This window comes from Corallococcus sp. AB011P, assembly GCF_003611605.1.
In the GTDB taxonomy this organism is placed as follows: domain Bacteria; phylum Myxococcota; class Myxococcia; order Myxococcales; family Myxococcaceae; genus Corallococcus; species Corallococcus coralloides.
In genome coordinates this window covers 857592-877659 of record NZ_RAVX01000003.1, presented here as the reverse complement: position 1 = coordinate 877659, position 20068 = coordinate 857592, and the positions used below count along the sequence as shown (strand labels likewise).

General features: G+C 70.9%; 13 protein-coding genes. 8 read left to right on the top strand and 5 right to left on the bottom strand.

Features of this window, described 5'->3' with window-relative positions; all coding sequences use genetic code 11:
- Positions 1-17 precede the first annotated feature (17 nt).
- Positions 18-1952, bottom strand: a complete 1935-nt coding sequence (locus tag D7X30_RS13170; RefSeq protein ID WP_120563228.1) for a CocE/NonD family hydrolase — start codon at positions 1950-1952, stop codon at positions 18-20.
- A 281-nt stretch (positions 1953-2233) separates the two neighbouring features.
- On the opposite strand from D7X30_RS13170, the gene D7X30_RS13165 reads away from it, so the two are divergent.
- On the top strand, positions 2234-3817 hold the full coding sequence (locus D7X30_RS13165) for an ADYC domain-containing protein (RefSeq protein WP_158619254.1): 1584 nt from the start codon (positions 2234-2236) through the stop codon (positions 3815-3817).
- Here D7X30_RS13165 and D7X30_RS13160 read toward each other — a convergent pair whose 3' ends face one another.
- The gene (locus tag D7X30_RS13160) at positions 3818-6364 is read right to left on the bottom strand and encodes a bifunctional serine/threonine-protein kinase/formylglycine-generating enzyme family protein (protein WP_120563226.1); all 2547 of its coding nucleotides are present in this window, start codon (positions 6362-6364) and stop codon (positions 3818-3820) included.
- Positions 6361-8139, bottom strand: coding sequence for a sigma 54-interacting transcriptional regulator (locus tag D7X30_RS43600; RefSeq protein WP_120563225.1), 1779 nt, complete (start codon positions 8137-8139; stop codon positions 6361-6363). The genes D7X30_RS13160 and D7X30_RS43600 overlap by 4 nt, the downstream gene beginning before the upstream one ends.
- A 130-nt stretch (positions 8140-8269) precedes the next feature.
- Here D7X30_RS43600 and D7X30_RS13150 point away from each other — a divergent pair, with 130 nt between their 5' ends.
- The 3 genes from D7X30_RS13150 to D7X30_RS13140 all read left to right on the top strand — a co-directional run bounded on the left by D7X30_RS13150 (position 8270) and on the right by D7X30_RS13140 (position 11922).
- Positions 8270-8764, top strand: a complete 495-nt coding sequence (locus tag D7X30_RS13150; protein ID WP_120563224.1) for a peroxiredoxin — start codon at positions 8270-8272, stop codon at positions 8762-8764.
- A gap of 123 nt (positions 8765-8887) precedes the next feature.
- Positions 8888-10363: a hypothetical protein gene (locus tag D7X30_RS13145; protein WP_120563223.1), complete on the top strand. Its 1476-nt coding sequence runs from the start codon at positions 8888-8890 to the stop codon at positions 10361-10363.
- 98 nt (positions 10364-10461) lie between these two features.
- On the top strand, positions 10462-11922 hold the full coding sequence (locus D7X30_RS13140) for a hypothetical protein (protein WP_120563222.1): 1461 nt from the start codon (positions 10462-10464) through the stop codon (positions 11920-11922).
- A 49-nt stretch (positions 11923-11971) separates the two neighbouring features.
- Here D7X30_RS13140 and D7X30_RS13135 read toward each other — a convergent pair whose 3' ends face one another.
- Positions 11972-14266, bottom strand: coding sequence for a S8 family serine peptidase (locus tag D7X30_RS13135; RefSeq protein ID WP_120563221.1), 2295 nt, complete (start codon positions 14264-14266; stop codon positions 11972-11974).
- 235 nt (positions 14267-14501) lie between these two features.
- Here D7X30_RS13135 and D7X30_RS13130 point away from each other — a divergent pair, with 235 nt between their 5' ends.
- The 4 genes from D7X30_RS13130 to D7X30_RS13115 all read left to right on the top strand — a co-directional run bounded on the left by D7X30_RS13130 (position 14502) and on the right by D7X30_RS13115 (position 18977).
- Positions 14502-15890, top strand: a complete 1389-nt coding sequence (locus D7X30_RS13130) for a hypothetical protein (RefSeq protein ID WP_120563220.1) — start codon at positions 14502-14504, stop codon at positions 15888-15890.
- 68 nt (positions 15891-15958) lie between these two features.
- The gene (locus tag D7X30_RS13125; RefSeq protein ID WP_120563219.1) at positions 15959-16771 is read left to right on the top strand and encodes an STM4013/SEN3800 family hydrolase; all 813 of its coding nucleotides are present in this window, start codon (positions 15959-15961) and stop codon (positions 16769-16771) included.
- Entirely contained in the window at positions 16768-18081 is a 1314-nt protein-coding gene (locus tag D7X30_RS13120) for an STM4012 family radical SAM protein (protein ID WP_120563218.1), read from the top strand. Before D7X30_RS13125 ends, D7X30_RS13120 begins: the two co-directional genes overlap by 4 nt.
- Complete coding sequence (locus D7X30_RS13115; RefSeq protein ID WP_120563217.1) at positions 18078-18977, top strand: STM4011 family radical SAM protein; 900 nt, start codon at positions 18078-18080, stop codon at positions 18975-18977. Before D7X30_RS13120 ends, D7X30_RS13115 begins: the two co-directional genes overlap by 4 nt.
- Here the strand turns inward: D7X30_RS13115 and D7X30_RS13110 are convergent.
- On the bottom strand, positions 18944-20068 hold the full coding sequence (locus D7X30_RS13110) for an STM4014 family protein (protein WP_120563216.1): 1125 nt from the start codon (positions 20066-20068) through the stop codon (positions 18944-18946). The genes D7X30_RS13115 and D7X30_RS13110 overlap by 34 nt on opposite strands.

Below are 20068 nucleotides of genomic sequence, written 5' to 3'. Positions count from 1 at the left end.
GCGAGCGGACCGGGGATCTACTCGTCCAACGCGGGCAGGACGTTCACCTTCAACGCACTGGGCTGGGCCGCCGTGTGGTGCAGCCGGTGCATCGCGCGCACGAAGTCGGTGGGCTTCGCCTCGAAGATGTTGGCCACGTAGGTCTGCGGGTTGCGGTCGATGAAGGGGAACCAGCTCGACTGCACCTGCACCATCAGCCGGTGGCCGCGCTGGAAGGTGTGGAACACGTCGTTGATGACGAAGCGCACCTTCGTCACCTCGTTGGGCGTGAAGGGCTTGGGCTGGGAGTAGCTGTCGCGGAAGCGGCCGCGGAACGGCTCCCCGCGCACCAGCGTCTGCTGCGCGCCCCGGTTGCGCTCGCCGGACTGCTCCTGCTCCTTCGTCCAGCCGGGCACCTTCCCGGGGTTCACGTCCACCAGCTTCACCACCCAGTCCGCGTCACTGCCCGTCGTGGAAACCCACAACTCCGCCTCCAGCGGGCCCGCGAGCGTGAGGTCCTTCTCCAGCGGCTCCGTCTGGTACGTGAGCACGTCCGGCCGGCGCGAGGCGAAGCGCTGATCCTCCGTCATGTACGTCTTGGACCAGCCGGGGCTCAGGTCCTGCGTGTACGGCACGGGCTTCGCCGGGTCGCTCACGTATTCGTCGAACGACGGCGCCGCCGCCTTGGGCGCCTGGAACGTCAGCGCGCCCTGGGGCTGGAAGTACAAGCGCGTCTCCTTGGTGCCCTTGGGCGGCCAGGCGTCCAGTTGGCGCCAGCGGTTGGCGCCGCCCTCGAAGACGAGCGCCTCCGGCACGGCCGCGTCCGGGCCGCCCTTCAGGTGCTGCTTGAAGAAGGCCAGCACCAGGTCCTGATACATGGCGCTGGTGGGGAAGCCGAAGTCCGCGTCTCCCAGCGACGTACCGTCCGCGCGCATCCAGCCGCCGTGGGGCCACGGGCCCATCACCAGCGTGTTGGCGGTGCCGGGGTTCTGCTTCTCGATGGCGGCGTACGTACGCAGCGGCCCGTAGAGGTCCTCCGTGTCGTACCAGCCGCCCACCACCATCACCGCCGCCTTGATGTTCCTCAGGTGCGGCAGCAGGTTCCGTGCCTGCCAGAAGGCGTCGTAGTTGGGGTGCGCGACGAAGTCCTTCCAGAAGGCGATGTCGCTGTGGAAGTGCTTCGCGTCCGCGTTGGACAGCGGACCCAGGTCCAGGAAGAACTGGTAGGCGTCCGGCGTGCCGAAGTCGAAGGACTTCCACTCCGTGTCGTCGGTGGGCGCGGGGCGGGGCTTGCCGAAGGTGGAGAAAAAGCTGAACGCCAGCTGCAGGTTGAAGGCGCCATGCCGGTGCATGTCGTCCCAGAACCAGTCCGCGATGGGCGCCTGCGGCGACACCGCCTTGAGCGCGGGGTGCGAATCGATGGCGCCCGCGGACGAGTAGAAGCCCGGATAGGACACGCCCCACATGCCCACCTTGCCGTTGTTGTGGGGCACGCGCTTCACCAGCCAGTCGATGGTGTCGTACGTGTCGCTGCTCTCGTCCACCTCCTTGCCGCGCTTGGTGGCGCGGTGGGGGCGCACGTTGACGAACTCGCCCTCGGACATGTACCGGCCGCGCACGTCCTGGAAGGCGAAGGTGAAGCCCTCCTTCTCGAAGCTGGCCAGGCCCAGGGCCTTGGGATAGCGGCCGACTCCGTAAGGCCCGATGGAGTACGGCGTGCGCATCATCAGCACGGGGTAGCGCTTCTGGGGGCTCGCGTCGTTGGGCACGTAGAACGTCGTGAAGAGCTTCACGCCGTCGCGCATGGGGATGCGCACCTCGTACTTCGTGAAGTGCGACCGGATGTACGCGGCGCGTTCATCCTCTGGACTCGCGGGCGGCTTGGGCGGCGCGGCGGGGGCCTGCGCGAGGGCGGGACCGGACAGCGAGAACAGCGCGAGCGCGGCCACGAGGCCGCGGGGGTGGAAGGCCATGCTCCCCTCCTCTTGCGGAAAAATGCGGGGGAAATTCGGCAGGAAATGCATCTTGGGCGATGCCGCCGGGGCACGGAAGCTGGATCGCCCGCCGCATCGCGCCGCGCTCGGAGCGTGCAAGGTTTGCACACGCTCCTCGCATGCGTGGCACGGCAATCCTTGCATGCACGGCAGGGTTTGCACGCTCCGCGCAAAGCAGACACCCGCGGTCCCCTTCAGACGAGAACCCTGGGCGGTACGCCTTTCCCTCATTGCGAAGAAGGAGCATGGACTTGGCGACGATGGCGACCTGGAAGCGGGGACTGCTGGGGGCACTGTGCCTGGGAGGTGCTGTCGCGTGGGCGGAGCCACCCCCGTCGAACAGCGCGCAGGGCACGCAGCTGCACGGGTCCGGGCGCTTCGAGTTCATCAACGTGCCGTTGCGGTCGGTGGATGTGCCCGAAGTCCTTGGGGGGCCCACCTGCGGGAAGCCGACGGCGACGGTCGCGGAGGGCCGGCTGCGGGTGACCCAGAACTGCGCCGTGGAGGGGACGCCCATGCCGGTGAGGCGGATACTGGAGGGCCCCTCGCTGGAGAAGGCCGTGTTCCGCGCGCCGTTCGAGGGCCGCACCGTGAAGCTCGTCATCGAAGCGGTCCGCTGTCACGAGGACATCACGCCGCCGACGTCGTCGTGCGACTCCGTCAACGTGAATGCCGGCAAGGCGCGCTGGGAGTACCGGGTCCAGGCCTTCACGGACGACAAGACGGCGACGCCGCTGTGCCCCACCGGCAGCGGCTACGCGCTCTCCGTGCCGCACGCGTGGTCCACGTCCGGGGACCTGCTGGAGAACCCGAACTTCTTCACCTTCGCCTGCGCGCCGAAGAACGAGAGCAGCTCCAGCAAGCCGTTCTTCGTGGGCGGCGGCGTCATCGCCAAGTGCATCGACTGGGGCTATCCGCCCTGGGCCACGGAGTACCCGGAGTCCGTCGCGCGCGAGTACCACCAGTTGTGCACGCGCATGGCGGTGGCGGACTACTGCGGCGAGGGCCGGAGCAACACGCTGGACGGGACGCCGCTGGCGTTCATGGGGCCGGAGAACGCCGCCGTGCTGAGCCAGGACGGCCACCTGCCGGCGACGCTCGTGCCGGACGGCTACGCGCTGGAGGCGGTGTGGACCATGGACTCCTGTGGCCTGGCGCGGCCGTTGTGCCTGGGCAAGAAGCGCTGGGACACGCTGGTCGCGGACGCCACCTGCGTGGATCAGGCGCTCAAGATTCCGGTGCCGAAGCTCACGTGTGAGGAGTTGGACTTCCACGGGACGGCGCAGCGGATGCTGGTGTCCTATTCGCTCTTCATCGACCGCGCGCTGGTGTTGTTCAAGAAGGACTCCACGGACTACGTGACGACGACAGCCGTCACGGGCGTCCCGGGCGAGTCCGCGGGCGGCGCGTTGCCGGGGGCCTTCGTCCTGGCGATGGAGGGTCTGGGGAGCGCGGCGCCCAGGGACCATGCGCCGGTGCGGGTGGAGGGGCCCATCCTGTCCCCCTCGCTGCCCAACGACGTGATGGCGAGGATGAAGCCGTTCATCAAGGCGCTGTACCGGTGCGGCACCTCCACCGGACGCATGCTGCTCACGGACCGGAGCGACTGTGAGCTGGCGGCGGGCTATTCGCGCAGGCCGCTCGCGGGGGATCAGGCCATCGAGGGCTACATCTACAGCTCTGTCGATCCGGACCGCGAGGGACAGCGGCGGCCGCTGAAGCTGTGGAGGCACCCGACCCTGGGCGTCTACGCCACGGCGACCCTGAACCCCGGTGGCTTCACGTTCGTGCGCGACCTGGGCTTCCTGCCGGCGGTGGGCCAGTTGCCGGGGCGCGATCTTTGATCAGGGCACGGACGCGCACACGCGCATCCCGATGAAGGGGAAGCGTGTGCGCGGCTCGCCGGTGCCGTGGTTGACGGCCCGGGCGGTGAGCGCGTCCTGATAGAACGAACCTCCGCCGTACGCGGGCGCGCCGTTCGTGTCCGCCACCAGCCACTCCCACACGTTGCCGGACAGGTCCGCCACGCCAAAGGGGCTGTCCGACGCGGGATGCGAGCCCACTGCGTCCGGACCGAAGGCGCGCGACTTGCGGCCGTAGGTGGCGTCGAAGTTGGCGTCGTCCGGCGCCAGCGTCGGGCCGTGCGGGTAGTCGCGGTCGTCAGCGCCCCGGGCGGCGCGCTCCCATTCGAGCTCGGTGCAAAGGCGTGCCCGGGGCACGCGGCCGGTGGCGTCCAGCCAGGCGATGTACGCGCGGGCGTCCTCCCAGGAGATGCCGGACACGGGGAAGCGGCGCCAGTCCTGTTCGGCGCGCAGGGTGCGGTCCTGGTAGCGCAGCGGCTCCCCTTCTCTCGCCTGGTACGAGACGCCCTCGTGTTCCAGGTGGAAGGTCCAGGTTCCGTCCTTCACCGGGCGCAGCTCGATGGTGCCGAAGTAGTTGGTGCCCCGGGGCCTGCGCGCGTCGCGCTCCGCGGCGGGCAGTTCGCGCAGCCAGGCGAGCCAGTCCGCGTAGGTGACTTCGTGCCGCGCGATGAGGAAGGCGCCGGTGGCGAGCCGGTGGATGGGGCGTGTGCGGCGGACGCTCTCGTCGTTGCCGCTGCCATAGAGGAATCGGCCGGGGGGCACGTAGACGTAGCCGTCCGGGACGTGTTCGGGGATGGAGATCTTCGCCTGGAAGGTCTCTCCGCGCGTGAGCAGCACCGGGTAGCGGACGGGCGGACGCCCCGGGAGTGTGAACGTCAGACGGTGCGAGCCGGGCTCCAGCGTGAGGCCGGAGGTCATGGGCGTCCTGTCGAAGGCCCTCGGCTCGGACCAGCGCGGCGGGCCTCCGGGTTGGGCCTCGAAGGTCTCGACCTGGATGGCGGCGCCCGGGGGCTCGCTGTCCAGATCCATGCGGACGGGGGCGGTCAGCTTCCGGCTCGTGGTGCCGCTCGGGTCCAGCCCTTCCAGGTGCTGCGTCAGGGCCGTCCGCGCCCGGAAGTCGCGGTCGCGCTCCGCGATGAGGATGCGCTGGAGGAGGACCTCGGCGACGCGTTGATCCAGGGTGGAGTTCGTGCCCCGGCCCACGCGCGTCTGCGCGGCTTCGAGCAGCTCGCTGGCGTCCTGGTAGCGGCGGGCCTGCTTCGCGCCCAGGTCCAGGGCCTGGGACCAGAGGGGCAGCGCTTCGGTGAAGCGGTCGGTGTCGAACGCGCTGAAGGCCTGTGCGCGGAGGGCTTCGATGCGGGACTCGAAGGCGCGGCCTTCGTCGACGATGGCGGCGGCGGAGGCCATGGCCTGCTCCGCGTCGCTGCGCCGGGAGCGCTCGCCCCACCAGTTACCGCCGATGAGGATGGCCACCGCGAGCCCCGGGAGCGCGAGCACGCGCGTGACGCGGAGCCACCGTGGGCGCGGCGGTGCGAGTGCCGGGGTGGCGCGGCGCGAGGCGATGGACTCCAGTGCTTCACGCAGGGCGTCCGCGGATTCGAAGCGCGCGAGCGGATCATGCGCGAGGCAGCGCGCGAGGACCGCGGCGAAGGCGGTGTCCACGCCGGGGACGGCGGCGTCCAGCGGTTCGAAGGTGCGGGGCCGCAGTGGGGCCTCCGCGAGCGGTCCAGGTGTCGGACCGCCGCACAGCTCGTAGAGGAGCACGCCCAGCGAGAAGAGATCGCTGCGGACCGTGGCCGGTTCTCCGCGCCAGACCTCGGGCGCCATGTAGAGCGGTGTCCCGATGCGGCCCGTGGCCAGCAGCTCCGAGGGGCCAGGGTGTCGCTCCGGCGGAAGCGGTCTCGACGTCGCGGTCCGCTGTTCAACGTCCGTGACCGCGTGTCGTGCGACGGCCGGGACATCCACCGTCGCCTCCCCTTCCAGCGGCACGGCACGCGGGCCCTCCGGCGGACGCACGGGCTGGACCGGCGCCATCGCCACGTCGAGCAGCTTCGCCACGCCGAAGTCGAGCAGCTTCACCTGACCGTCCTCGGTGAGCAGCGCGTTCGCGGGCTTGAGGTCGCGGTGCAGCACGCCCTGCCGGTGCGCCGCCGCCAGCCCCCTCGCCAGCCCGATGCCAAGCTCCAGCACGCGCGTCCACGGCACCGGCCGGGACAGCCGGTCCAGGCTCTGCCCGCGCAGGAACTCGGAGACGAGATAGGGCCGGTCCTTCACCTCACCCACGCGGTGGATGCCCACCACGTTCGGATGCTGCACCCGGGCAATCGCGCGCGCCTCCGTGCGGAAGCGCTCGCGCTGCACTTCATCCGGCGCGACGCTCGCGATGAACTTCACCGCCACCAGCCGGTCCAGCACCGTGTCGTGCGCCAGGTAGACCTCGCCCATCGCGCCGCGTCCCAACGGCTGCAACAGGCGGTACTCTCCGAACGCCTCGGGCGGCCGCCATGCTGGAAGCGGCTCGCTCTTCATCCACCCGCCGGGCCGCGGCCTCGCGAGGGCGTGATGCGGTGCTGCTTCAGCTTGAACGCGAACGTGCGCAGCGGCATCTCGATGAGCTGCGCCGCCCGCGTCTGCACCCCACCCGTCGCCTCCAGCGCCTCCATCATCCGCCGCCGCTCCAGCGTCCGCAGCTCCTCCGCCAGGTTCTGGAACACCCTCGGCGTCTCCGCCCTGCCCTCCGTCCGCTCCGGTTCCGGATCCGGTTCCGTCGCGGCCCGCAGGGAGTCCGGCAGGTGCGACGGCTCCACCACCGGCCCTGGCGACGTGGCCACGGCGTACTCCACCGTGTTCTTCAGCTCGCGCACGTTCCCCGGCCACGCGTGCGCGCCCAGCACCTCCATGGTCGCGGCGGACAGGTGCAGCAGTGGACGGCCCGCCCTCGCGCAGGCTTCCTCCAGGAACGCTCGCACCAGCAGGGGCAGCTCGCGGGGCCGGTGCCGCAGCGGCGGCAGCACCACCACCGCCGCGGACAGGCGGAAGAACAGGTCCTGCCGGAAGCGGCCGGCCTTCACCTCGTCCTCGAGCACCCGGTGCGTGGCCGCCACCACGCGCAGGTCCACCGGCCGCTCGCGCGAATCTCCCAGCCGCGTGATCACCTGCTGATCCAACGCCCGCAGCAGCTTGGCTTGAATGGGCAGCGACAGCTCCGCCACCTCGTCCAGGAACAGCGTCCCGCCGCTCGCGCGCTCCAGCAGGCCCGCCCGGGCCCGGTCCGCGCCGGAGAACGCGCCCCGCTCGTGGCCGAACAGCTCCGCCTCCACCAGGCTCTCCGGCAGCGCCGCGCAGTTGAGCGGCACGAACGGCTGCGCCGAGCGCGGCGACCAGTGATGCACCGCCCACGCCGCGTTCTCCTTCCCCGCCCCCGTCTCGCCGTGGATGAGCACCGGCAGAGGGCTCGCCGCCAGCCTGCGCAGCAATTCGAACAGCCGCGTCAGCGCCGCGTCCGCCACCACCACGGACCGCTCGCCCAGCGCCAGCCGGTACATGGACGGCCCGCTGACCCGCGTCGCGCCCGGCTCCGCGGCCAGCGCCGCCGCCTTCGCCGCGCCCAGCAGCGCGTCCCCCTGCATCCCGTCCCCTGGCGCCGACGCCAGCCCCGCGCGCACCCGCCCGGCCAGCGGCGTGAGCACCGACACCAGGTGCGCCGCCGCCGCTTCCGCCTCCTCGCCGGACAGGTCCGGCAGCAGCACGATCAGCGTGCTCCCCGCCTGCCCCACCGCGTCCATCAACCGCAGCGCGCCATCGAGCGCCCGCACCAGCTCCACCTGCGGCACCCGCGCGGACTCCACCTCCAGCGCCAGCACGCTCACCGCCAGCCCCGAGCCGCGCACCCGGTCCAGCTCCTCGGACAGCCGGGCCCGCAGCCCTTCCAGCTCCAGCGCCCGCCGCTCCGGTGGGGGCCGCTCGCCCCGGTGGAGCACCAGCGTCACGTTGCCCAGCGTCACCACGTCGCCACTGTCCAGCGGCCGCGAGCCCTGCACCCGCTCGCCGTTGACGCGCACGCCGTTGTGGCTCCCCAGGTCCGAGATGAACACCTCGCCCTCCGCCACCGCCACGCGCGCGTGCTGGCGGCTCACGGACGCGTCCTCCACCACCACGTCCGCCCCCACCGCGCGGCCAATCACCACCGGCCCCTCCCGGGGCAGCGGCACCACCCGGGAGATGTTCCCCTGCAAGAGCAGCAGGTACAGCCGGTCCTCCGGGGCGGCGCGCGAGGGCCCCCGGCGGGAGTCCTCGGTGTCCATCGGGTCGCGTGGCTCCATTTCCCGAAAGAATGCCCAGGCCCTTGAATTCCGGGCAACCCGGGAGTCCCGATTGATTTGCGGGTCAGGCCATGCGCGGTCCATGCTCCCGCCCGAGAGGAGAGGGACTTTCATGGCCAAGATGCTGAAAGAAGGGGATGCGGTTCCGGATGTCACACTGCAGGGGCCGGGCGGCGCGCCGGTGCGCCTGCGTGACCTGATGGGTGACAAGGCGATGGTCATCTACTTCTACCCGAGGGATGACTCCCCGGGATGTACCGTCCAGGCCTGCAGCCTGCGGGATCAGTACCAGGACTTCTCGGATGCGGGCGCGGACGTGGTGGGCATCAGCAGCGACTCCGCGGAGTCCCACGAGAAGTTCGTCGCCAAGTACCGCCTCCCCTTCCGGCTCCTCAGCGACCCGGATGGCGCGGCGCGCAAGGCCTTCGGGGTGGGCACCAACTTCCTGGGGCTCCTGCCCGGGCGGGTGACGTTCGTCGCGGACAAGGGCGGCACCATCCGCTACGCGTTCGACTCGCAAATCCAGGTGAAGAAGCACGCCGAACACGCGCTGGATGTCGTCCGCTCGCTCACGGGCCAGGGAGCCGCTCCCACCCGTTCTGCCTGACAGACGTGTTTGCCGTGCGTTTCCCGGTAGACTGATTCCCGTCGTCCCGGCCGTGGGAGCCGGGACGCCGCACCCCCGTCGCTAGCAACATCGGAGCACATCGGGTGGGCCGGAGGTCATGCCATGCGGTTTCACTGGTTGCTGGGACTGTCGTTGTGCGTCGGCGGCTGCGCGAGCCTGACGAGGGACCTCCATGCCGAAACGCCGGAGGACGAGGAGGTCCCCACCGAGGAGACGGTGTACCTGGTCCCGCTGGACGAGGCGCTCTTCACCATGCGGCGCGTCTTCGAGGAGCAGCGCTACGACGTCTTCGAGCGCGCGGGTCACCACGAGCTCTACACGTCCGCGCACGAGCCCGGGGTGAACCTGCCCGGCAACCGCACCTACGAGCGCTACTTCGTGAAGGGCGCGTCGCTGGGGCCGCGCCAGTCGATCATCCGCGTCTTCCGCCTGAGCTACCGCGAGCAGGATACGAACATCGAGGTGAAGCCCAAGTGGCTCAACGAGCGCATCCAGGACGAGGAGAAGTACCTCTCCCGGAAGACGTTCGAGCGCTTCACGTTCGAGGGCGTGCCGGACATGGAGGGCTTCAAGATGGTGCGCGGCACGCGCGACCTGCCCCTGGAGCGCAAGCTGCTGGCGAAGCTGGAGATGGTGCCGTCGCTGGAGCTGGTGGGAGGCAGGACGAACGCGCCCGTGCGCGCCGTGCAGGTGGAGGGCTGGGATGACGACACGGTCCAGCCGCCGCCGGTGAAGTGCGGTGAGCCGCTGAAGGGCGTGGAGCCGCTGCTCACGGCCGGGAACACGGTGCTGGTGGGAGATCCGCTGGGCACGCGCGAGCTGCCGGAGATCGCCACGCGGATGCTGTGCGACGCGGTGGAGAAGAAGCTGTCGGTGGCGCTGGCGTTGTCCATGCCGTCGGAGGACCAGGGCGCGCTGGACGAATACCTGGCCAGCGGGGGCCACGGCCCGGACCTGGAGCGGTTGCTGGTGGTGAGCTCGTTCTGGCGCCGCGTGTATCAGGACGGCCGCAGCAGCGGCGCCCTGCTCCGCCTCATCGAGCAGGCTCGCAGGCTGCGCGCGCAGGGGCACGCCGTGACGGTGCTGGCGTTCGATTCGAACAACGCCTCCGGCAACGCGCGCGAGGCGGAGATGGCGAAGAACCTCATCGCCTACCGCCAGGCGAATCCGGACACGTGGCTGCTGGCGCTCGCGGGTGACGTGCATGTGCGCACGAAGCCGGTGAGCTGGAACAAGGACTTCGAGCCGCTGGGCTGGCGGCTGACGAAGGCGCTGCCCGCGTCGCCGGTGAAGGCGCTGGAGGTGGGCTTCACGCGAGGCTCGCAGTACTCCTGCCGGTTCAACATCTGGGAGCAGGTGGACTGCAACGTCTTCGCGCTCAGCCCGACCGCGGAGCTGCGCCAGGAGCCGGGCACGCCGCGCAAGGTGGCCCTGTTCGACAGGCCCAGCGACACGGGCTTCCACGGCCGGCTCTGGGTGGGAGCGCTCAACGCCTCACCGCCGGTCATCCATCGCACCACGCCGCCCGTGGCCCAGCAGCAGGATGGCGGCACGAAGCCCGCGGAAGCGGAGCACTGAGACCAGGGGGCGCAATTTCCACACCTGGAGTGCTAGACTCAGGTGTCCGGGGATGGTGCCGCCTTGGGCTGTCCCCGTCCACGAAAGGGGGCAGGACCATGCGGTGGCACTGGACGCTGGGACTTCTGTGCATGACGGGATGCACGAGCATCTCGCGCGGACTGGATGGGGATCCGCTGGACACGGAGCCCATCCCTACCGTGGAGCGCGTGTATCTGGTGCCGCTGGATGAGGCGATGTTCGTCGCGCGCCGCCTGCTGGAAGAGCAGCGCCTGGACATCTTCGAGAACAACACCACGCATGAGCTGTACTCCCAGTCCTGGGAGATCGGCGTGAACGTGCGCGGCAACCGCACCTTCGAACGCTACCTGGTGCGCCCCGAAGAGGTCGGCCCTCGCCAGTCCATCGTGCGCATCTTCCGGCTCCAGTACCGCGAGGCGGAGGACGCCGTCACGCAGCAGACGCCCGAGCCGGGCAGCCAGAAGCGGAACGACCACTACTACAACCACAACCGCGAGGTGTTCGCCCACGAGACCTTCGAGGCCGTCCCGCAGATGGAGGGCTTCAGGCTGCGCCGCGGCATCCGCGACCTGCCCCAGGAGCGCAAGCTGCTCATGCGCCTGGAGATGGTCCCGTCGCTCGAGCTGGTCGGCGGCAAGGCCTCCATCCCCGTGCGCGACGTGAAGGTCGCGGGCTGGACCCCGGAGACGCCCGAAGCCGCGCCCCGCTGCGGCGACCCCGTGGAGGGCGTGGACGCGCTGCTCACGCAGGGCGGCACCGTGCTGGTGGCGGACCCCATGGGAACGCGCGAGCTGCCCGACGCCGCCGCGCGCATGCTCTGCGACGCCACGGCGAAGAAACTCCCCGTGGCGCTGGCCCTGTCCGTGCCGTCCGTGGATCAGGGCGCTCTCGACGAATACCTCACCAGCGCCGGCACGGACGCGGACCTGGAGCGGCTGCTCGTGCTGAGCGACTTCTTCCGCCGCGTGGATCAGGACGGCCGCAGCAGCGCGGGTGTCATCCACCTGCTGGAGGCCGCGCGACGCCTGCGGCACCAGGGCCACGCCGTGTCGGTGGTGGCGTTCGACTCCAAGCAGGCCGCGGGCAACGCGCGCGAGGAGGAGATGGCCGCGAACCTCATCGCCTTCCGCAAGGAGAACCCGGACGCGTGGATGCTGGTGCTCGCGGGCGACGTGCACGTGCGCACCGGCGGCGTGAACTGGGATTCGAAGTTCGAACCCATGGGCCACCGCCTCACGGCCGCCCTGCCCTCCTCGCCCGTGCGAGCGCTGGACGTGGGCTTCGCGCGCGGCGCCCACTACGCCTGCCGCTTCAACGTCTGGCAGCAGGTGGACTGCGACGTGCACGGCATCAACCCGGCGGCGGACGCGCGCCAGGAGCCGAACACGCCGCGCAAGGTGGCCCTCTTCGCCTCGCCGGGTGAGACGGGCTTCCACGGCCGGCTCTACCTGGGCACGCTGAGCCCGTCCCTGCCCGTCCTCCAGCGCACCGCGAAGCCCGTGGTCCATCAGAAGGCCCCCGCGAAGCCCGAGCAGTGACCGTCACGGCGCGGGCCCCGGACACACCGGAGCCCGCGCACGGGAACGGCTACGGCGCCTTCGCGTTGAGGTTCACGCCGCTCACCACCAGGGCGTAGGCTGCGTCCACCGCCGCCGTCGCCGTGTGGGCGTCCTGGACCACCTCATCCGCGAGGACCTCCACCTTCCACGAACCCGCGGCGGGGTTCGCGAGGAAGACGTTCTCCACGGTGTCCACCTTGTTGGACACGCCGCCGGACGTGGACACGTTGCCCGCCGTCAGGCCGTTGTTGCCCCAGTACACGGTGCCGTTGGGGGCCGTCACTCGCAGGGACAGGTCGTTGATGCGCGCCCGGGCCGCGCCCACCGTGCCCATGGGATCCGTGTAGACCATCGTGACGTTGAGCTCCGGCTCACCGCTGGCCACGGTGAAGGTGTACGTCTTGGAGCCGAGCGGCGCGAGGACGTCCGTCTCGTCCACGACGAACGTCTTCGCGGCGCGGTCATACAGGCGCTTCACGTCCGACGTTCCCCAGCCCTGCTTGTTGCGGTCGATGTCCGCGTTGGCGCCGCCGGCCAGCCAGTTGTACTTGGACGCGCCGTTGATCATCAGCGCCTTGGCGGTGGCCATCTTCGGGCGGCTGGTGAAGACGTCCGCCTTCTTGCCGTGGCCGGCCCACACTCCCTCGTGCCACATCTGGTGCAACAGGCCGAAGTAGCCCGCCGTCTGCGGCGTGGCGGAGCTGGTGCCGCTGAACTCCGTGTACGCGCTGTCCGAGGAGCCGGACGCGCCCCGCACGTTGTCGTAGTAGAAGGCCAGGTCCGGCTTGATGCGGCCGTCCGCCGCCGGGCCGATGCTCGCGCCCGACGACCAGCGGTCATCCGTGCGGGCCTGCGTGTTGTAGTGCCGGATGCCACCCACGGAGACGATGTTCTTCGCCCACGCCTGCGGCCGGGAGTTGCGCGTGCCGTTGTTGCTCTGCGACTGCGTACTGAGGAGGGGCGCCTTGAACAGGTAGTCGTCCACCTCCGCGGAGATGGTCGTGTACGCCGTCGTCAGCGTGCTGCCCACGCTGGAGGTCTGGAACACCGCGCGGTAGGGGCCGTTCGGGTTGAGCAGCTCCTGATTCATCGCGAGCCGGGACTTGGTGCCGCCGAACTGCGTGGCCTCCGAGTAGAGGAAGAAGATGCCCTGCCCGCCCGGCAAGATGCCCTTGGCCAGCGGATCCACGCCACTGGCGAAGTTGTGGCTGTAGCAGCTGGTGCCGTGCAGCGAACCGGACGTGCCCGTGCTGTGGATGATGGGCGCGGTGGGCCACTCGCGGTGGGTGGTGCGCAGCTCGGTGTCGAAGATCTCCCCGCGCACGCCCTGCCCGTTCCAGCCCTTGAGCCCCTGGACGTAGTTGGCGCCGCCCGTCTCGCGCACGATGTCCATGTCCACCTCGCCGGGGCCGCCCCAGCGGTCGATGAACTGCACCTCGTTGGCGCGCGCGACCGAGGCCAGCTGCTCCTGGTTGAGCGTGGCCTCCACCCGCAGGCCACCCGGCTCCACCAGGTCCACCTTGCCGCCCAGCCGCTCCACCAGCGCCGTCACGCGGGCCTGGCGGGCCGCGCCACCCTCACCCAGCATGATGGAGTAGCGCTGGGGCGCCAGCGCCGCCGCCCGTCCGAGCAGCGCGTCCCGCAGCACCGGCTCCAGGCGCCACTCCGGATGGTAGTCCCCCACCCAGCGCACGGCCGGGAGCTGGGTCACCCGAGCGCGGACCTCCGACGGCATCTCCACCAGGTACGTGTGGTCCGACAGGAAGCGCAGCACCTTGCCGCCCGCGTTCTCGATCGTCTCCCGGTACTCCGGCAGCGGCGTGCCGTGGAACTGCACCAGCGACAGGGTGTTGTCCCGGTCCGCCACCAGCGCGTTGCCCAGCAGCGGCGCGGTGCGAGCCAGCGGGTCGAACGACGCCTCCGCCAGCCGGATGAGGTACTCCTCCTGCTGCACGCGGCCCATCAACTCCGAGCCGCGCGTGTACGCGGAGAAGGAGCGCTCCGTGCCGTCCGCCTGCCGCTCACGCCAGACGTGCAGCTGCACGCCGGTGTCCCTCGCCACGTCCAGGGTGCGCAGGCCGCTGACCGGCCGCGCCGTCTGGTGGAACACCAGTCCCGACGGCGTCGCCAGCGTGGTGCCCCCCGCCTTGAGCGCCGTCGCCACCGCCGCGCCCGGCGCCGCCGGAGCCCGCGTGGCTGATGAAGGGGTGCGCTCCGCCGCGAGCGCTCCAGCAGGAACCGCCAGGGTGCAGCCCAGCACCAGCGCCGTCACCGGCCGCCAGCCACCACGAGACGTCGAGAACCGCTTCCGCATGTTCTGCATGTCGTGCACTCCCCTCAAAAGGAGAAAAACATGTAATACGCATTAATGCCGCATTTCAAGTCCTTGCCACTCAGTTGCAATAGGGCGTGCTTTTTGCGCCAGGGACGTTCGCTCCGAGTAGGCCCAGGTGGTTCTGGCTGGGTGGAAGTGGCTGGAATCTCTCAAGAATCAGGAGTGTAAGAGCCACACACTGAGCGGAAACAAACCGTGGGAAAGGTCGATAACCTCAATACCCATGACTTCCATCAATCCGAACCGTCCCACGCCGACGTTCCAGCCGACGCAGTCGACGGTCCCCGCCAACCGCCCCGCGAGCGCGCCGCGGACGCAGGCCCCCGCGCAGCAGGCGCCCGAGGCCCAGGCCGCGGCGGAGCGCAACCGCGACTCATTCTCGCCCGCCGCCGCGCTGCGCCCCTCGGGCCGCGCCCGGGTGACGACGCAGGGTGACAACTTCGTCCTGGAGGCCCAGGGGCAGGTGGGCAATCGCGGCTCGACGCCCCGGGGCGGTGTGCCGACGCGGCTGGGGCCGGTGAACGCGGGCGGTTCGTTCGGGCTGCAGGGCAGCCTGCGCGTGGAGGTGCCGCGCGAGGGCGCCACGGACGCCATCCGCAATGGCCAGCTGCCCAACCCCGCCGCCCCGGAGACGTGGCCGGTGGGCACGCGCGCCCGGGCGGAGGTCCAGGGCCAGGCGGGCTTCAACGCGGGCCTGCGCGCGGGCCCGGGCCGGCTGGGCGAGCGGCTGGGGCTGAGCACGTCGTACGACCGCACCCAGACGCAGCGCTATGAGGTGCAGCGCACGTCGGAGGACACCGTGCGCGCCACGGTGACGGGCCAGGGCCGGCAGCAGGACGCCACCAACATCCGCGGCCTGGAGGGCCGGCAGGATCAGCGCCTGGGGCAGACCCAGTCCGCGGACTTCAACATCCGCACGCCGGAAGGCCGCGCGGCCTATGACGACTTCATGCGCACCGGCCAGCTGCCCCGCGAGAACGGTGCGGGCGTGAGCAACGTGCAGCGCACGGACACGCTGGATCAGACCCGCCAGGGACGCGTGCTGGGCCAGGAGGTGGCCTCCTCCGAGCGGCGGACGGCGCTCGGCGCGGACGGCGCGGGTGATCAGACCGTGCGTCAGACGGACCGCAACGTGGCGGGCAGCACCCAGTCCACGGAGATGCAGGTGGGCGCGGACGGCAACGGCCGGGCGCGCACGGCCATCAACGACTCCGTGGTGGCGACCACGACCACGCGTCCCGGCCAGTCCCCGGAGACGAGCTACGAGCTGACCTTCACGGATCCGAACGCGGCGTCCATCGCGCGCGGCGCCTTCTCCCGCGACGACGCGGCGGCGTCCGGCACCGGCCCGTTCTCCGTGCGCCTCAACGAGCAGCAGGCGCGCGCGCTGGTGGAGCGCACCATGGGCCAGGGCCTGCAGGGCGGCCAGCAGGCGCTGGACCGCGCCTTCCGCACGCTGTCCACGGGCGGGCAGCAGACCTTCGCCACGACGCTCTACAACTCCACGGTGGACACGCAGCGCCCCAACGCCGCGCGCCGCCCGCTGGAGTCCATGCCGGCGGAAGCCCCCGCGCAGCCGCGCCCCCCGGCCGAGACCGCGCCGATGTCGTAGTCCCGCCGTCCCGGGCGGGGTATGGGACCTCCCATCGATGAGGTCCCCTCCCCGCCCCTCCGGTCCGCATGCATGACCTGAACGCGATGGTCGGCACGCACGACCTGCTCTTCCTCACGCTGGACACGCTCCGCTACGACGTGGCCCGGGAGGAGCTGGAAGCAGGCCGCACCCCCACCCTGGCCGCGCTGCTGCCCGGCGGCCGGTGGGAGGAGCGGCACACCCCGGCGAGCTTCACCTACGCCGCGCACCAGGCCTTCTTCGCGGGCTTCCTCCCCACCCCCGTCACCCCGGGCCGGCACCCTCGCCCCTTCGCCCTGCGCTTCGAGGGCAGCGAGACGACGGGCCCCGGCACCTGCGTGCTGGACGCGCCGGACCTCGTCACGGGGCTGGCCGGGCGCGGCTATCACACGGTGTGCATTGGCGGGACGGGGTTCTTCAACCAGAGGAACCCCCTGGGCCGCGTCCTCCCGGGCCTCTTCTCCGAGGCGCACTGGGACCCCACGCTGGGCGTCACCGACCCGCGGTCCACGGAAAATCAGGTATCACTCGCGGTGAAAATCCTGGGGTCACTGCCCCGGGAGCAGCGGGTGTTCCTGTTCATCAACGTCTCCGCGCTGCACCAGCCCAACCTGCACTACGTGCCCGGGGCGACGGAGGACTCCAGGGCGACGCACGCGGCGGCCCTGGCGTACGTGGACAGCCAACTGCCGCCCCTGTTCCAGGCGCTGAGCCGGCGTGGCCCGGCGTTCTGCATCGTGTGCTCGGACCACGGCACGGCGTACGGCGAGGACGGCTACACGGGGCACCGGCTGGGGCACCCGGTGGTGTGGACGGTGCCCTATGGCGAGTTCGTGCTGCCGGTAGACTCCGCGCCATGACGCGCCTGGAGTCGATGCTCGAAGGGACGCCGTACGTGGCGTACCTCTACGGCTACCCGCACAAGACGGCCTACCGCCCGCTCACGCCCGCGCTGCCGCTGGAGGACGTCTGGGCGAAGGAGCGGCGGGACGCGCTGTTCCTCTACCTGCACGTGCCCTTCTGCGAGATGCGCTGCGGGTTCTGCAACCTCTTCACCGCCGCGGGCCCGAAGGAGGACGTCGTCGAAGCGTGGCTCGCCGCGCTGAAGCGCGAGGCCCGCCGGGTGAAGGAGGCGCTGGGGCCGGCCACGTTCGCGCGCGCCGCCATTGGCGGTGGCACCCCCACCCTGCTGGACGTCGCGGGGCTGGAGACGGTGTTCGACCTGGCGGCGGAGCTGGGCGTGGACCCTCGCGATGTGCCCATGTCCGTGGAGGTGTCGCCGGAGACGGTGGACGCGGACAAGGTGGCGCTCTTGAAGGCCCGGGGCGTGGACCGGGTGAGCATGGGCGTGCAGAGCTTCCTGGAGTCGGAGGTCGCCTCGGTGAAGCGGCCGCAGAAGACCGCTCAGGTGGAGGCCACGCTGGACCTGCTGCGGAGCGCGGGCTTCCCCACGCTCAACCTGGACCTCATCTACGGCATCGAGGGCCAGACGGTGGAGACGTTCCTCCACTCGCTGGAGGCGGCGCTGCGGTACGCGCCGGAGGAGCTGTACCTCTACCCGCTCTACGTGCGGCCCCTCACCTTCCTGGGCAAGAAGTCGCGCGCGTGGGACGACCTGCGGCTGTCGCTCTACCGGACCGGCCGGGACTTCCTCCTGTCTCGCGGCTACACGCAGGTGTCCATGCGGATGTTCCGCGCGGCGCATGCTCCCGCGGCTCGCGGCGCGGTGTATCGCTGCCAGGAGGACGGCATGGTGGGCCTGGGCGTGGGGGCGCGTTCGTACACGGGCGCGGTGCACTACTCGTCCGAGTACGCGGTGGCATCGCGCGAGGTGCGCGGCATCATCCAGGCGTACAGCGAACGGGACACAGCGTCCTTCGGTGAAGTGCGCTACGGCTTCGTGCTGGACGCGGCCGAGCAGCGTCACCGGCACCTGGTGCTGTCGCTGCTCGCGGAGGGCGTGGACCCGGGCGTGTACCGCCAGCGCTTCGGCACGGACGCGAAGGTGGACTTCCCGATGCTCGCGGAGCTGGAGGCGCACGGGCTGGCGCGCGACGTGGACGGCGTGTTCCAGCTCACTCCGGCGGGCGTGGAGCGCTCCGACTTGATTGGCCCCTGGCTGGACTCCGAGGCCGTGCGCGCGCGCATGGCAGAGTACGCCTGGCGATGAAGCTCACCGTGCTCTACCGGGGCCCGCTGTCCGGCTGTAACTACGGCTGCGAGTACTGCCCCTTCGGCAAGTGGAAGCAGAGCGAGGAGGAGATCACGAAGGACCGCGCGGACCTGGAGCGGTTCCTCCAGTGGGTGGAGTCGCGCACGCAGGACACCGTGTCCGTGTTCTTCACGCCGTGGGGCGAGGCGCTCATCTGGCCCTGGTATCAGCAGGCACTCGCGCGGCTGACGCACCTGGCCCACGTGGAGCGCGCGGCGGTGCAGACGAACCTGTCTTGCCGGCTGGATTGGCTCACGGACTGCCGCACGGAGAAGCTGGGCATCTGGGCCACGTACCATCCGGAGTGGATGAAGCGTTCGCGCTTCCTCGCGCAGTGCGAGCGGCTGTCGGAGCAAGGCGTGCGGCACAGCGCGGGCATGGTGGGCTTCCGGCGCTTCGCGGACGAGGCGGAGGCCCTGCGCCGCGAGCTGCCCGAGGACACGTACCTGTGGATCAACGCGGTGAAGGATGGCCTGGATGCGTACACGCCCGAGGACGTGGAGCGCTTCACCCGCATCGACCCGCTCTTCCCGGTGAACAACACGCGCCATCCCAGCCGGGGCCGGGCCTGCCGTGGCGGCGAGTCCGTACTGTCGGTGGATGGTGACGGCACCGCGTACCGGTGCCACTTCATCAAGGAGCCGTTGGGCAACCTCTATGCGCCGGACTTCGATGCGGCGTTGAAGCCGCGTCCATGCTCGAAGGACACGTGCGGGTGTCACATCGGCTACGTGCACCTGGAGTACCTGGAGCTGGATCGCGTGTTCGGCTCCGGGCTGCTGGAGCGCGTGCCGGCGACGCGGCTGTGGACGGGCGGGCTTCAGCGCAGCGCTTCGCGGATCTCCCAGTCGTAGACGAACAGCCCGTCGCGCGTGAGGCCGGGGAGCAGGTCCCCGAAGGCGTTCGCCTCCAGCACGCGGTGCCCATGAAAGAAGTCCTCGAACATCAGGTCGATGCCCACGTGGAGGCAGTCGTGCGCGCGGGCCACGGCGCGGCAGCTCTCCATCGCGGCTTCCAGTTCGTGGGGTGGCACCGCCGCGTGGAAGGCGTCCAGGTCCCCCCGGTAGCCGCCCAGATGCAGGTTGGTGATGGGCAGCCGGCTCTGGCGCACGACGGTGAAGACGGGCTCGCCGCGCACCGTAAGGATGCGACAGTCGAACATGTCCCCGCCCAGCCGCGCCTTGGGCCGGGATTCCTCCACCTGTGAGCCCTCGCGCAGGAGGAAGGCCAGCACCGCGTCCACCTCCCGCGCGTCCGTCACCCGGCGCACCTTGAGGGAGTTGAACCAGCCGGTGGCGCCCCGGTGCAGGCTGGTGAGCAACGAGCCTTGTGCCAGGCCAGGCCGGTACACGGCGAGGCACGACGCGGACGAACCGCAGGACAGCTTCACGAACGCCTCGCGGAAGCCCGCCTCGCGAAGGGTATGGCGCAGGGCCTCCGGTGTCGTGCCCGGAGCCACGTCCAGGAACGGCGGAACCGGGATGCCCAGGCCCGCGTACCGGCGCGACGTGGTCCGCTTATCGAACAGGTCCGCGATGGCTCCCGGCGAGGACAGCACGCGCCAGTGGGGACGCTGGGCGAACCGCGTGGCCAGGTCATCCAGCACGCGCAGGAAGCCCAGGTGGTGCTGCCGGGGGCACAGCACGCGGCCGTGTTCATCTGGCAGTGCTTCCAGTTGCTCGGGCGTCACGGTGTCGCAGCCCGCGCCGAGCGCATCCGCGTAGCCGCGCTGGAGGAAGGCGCGCTCCACGGCCGCGTCCTCCCCCGCCGCGTCGATGCGGACGATGCGCTCCGTGTCGGGCAGCTCCAGGAGGACGTCGGGAGCGCGGGCCACCGTCTCCCACGCCACCACGTGCGCGGGAGGGAGCCCGGCGCGAACCAGGGCCTCCTGGAAGAGCGTGACGCGCCGGTTCCCGGGGTTGCCGATGATCAGGAACGGCGGCAT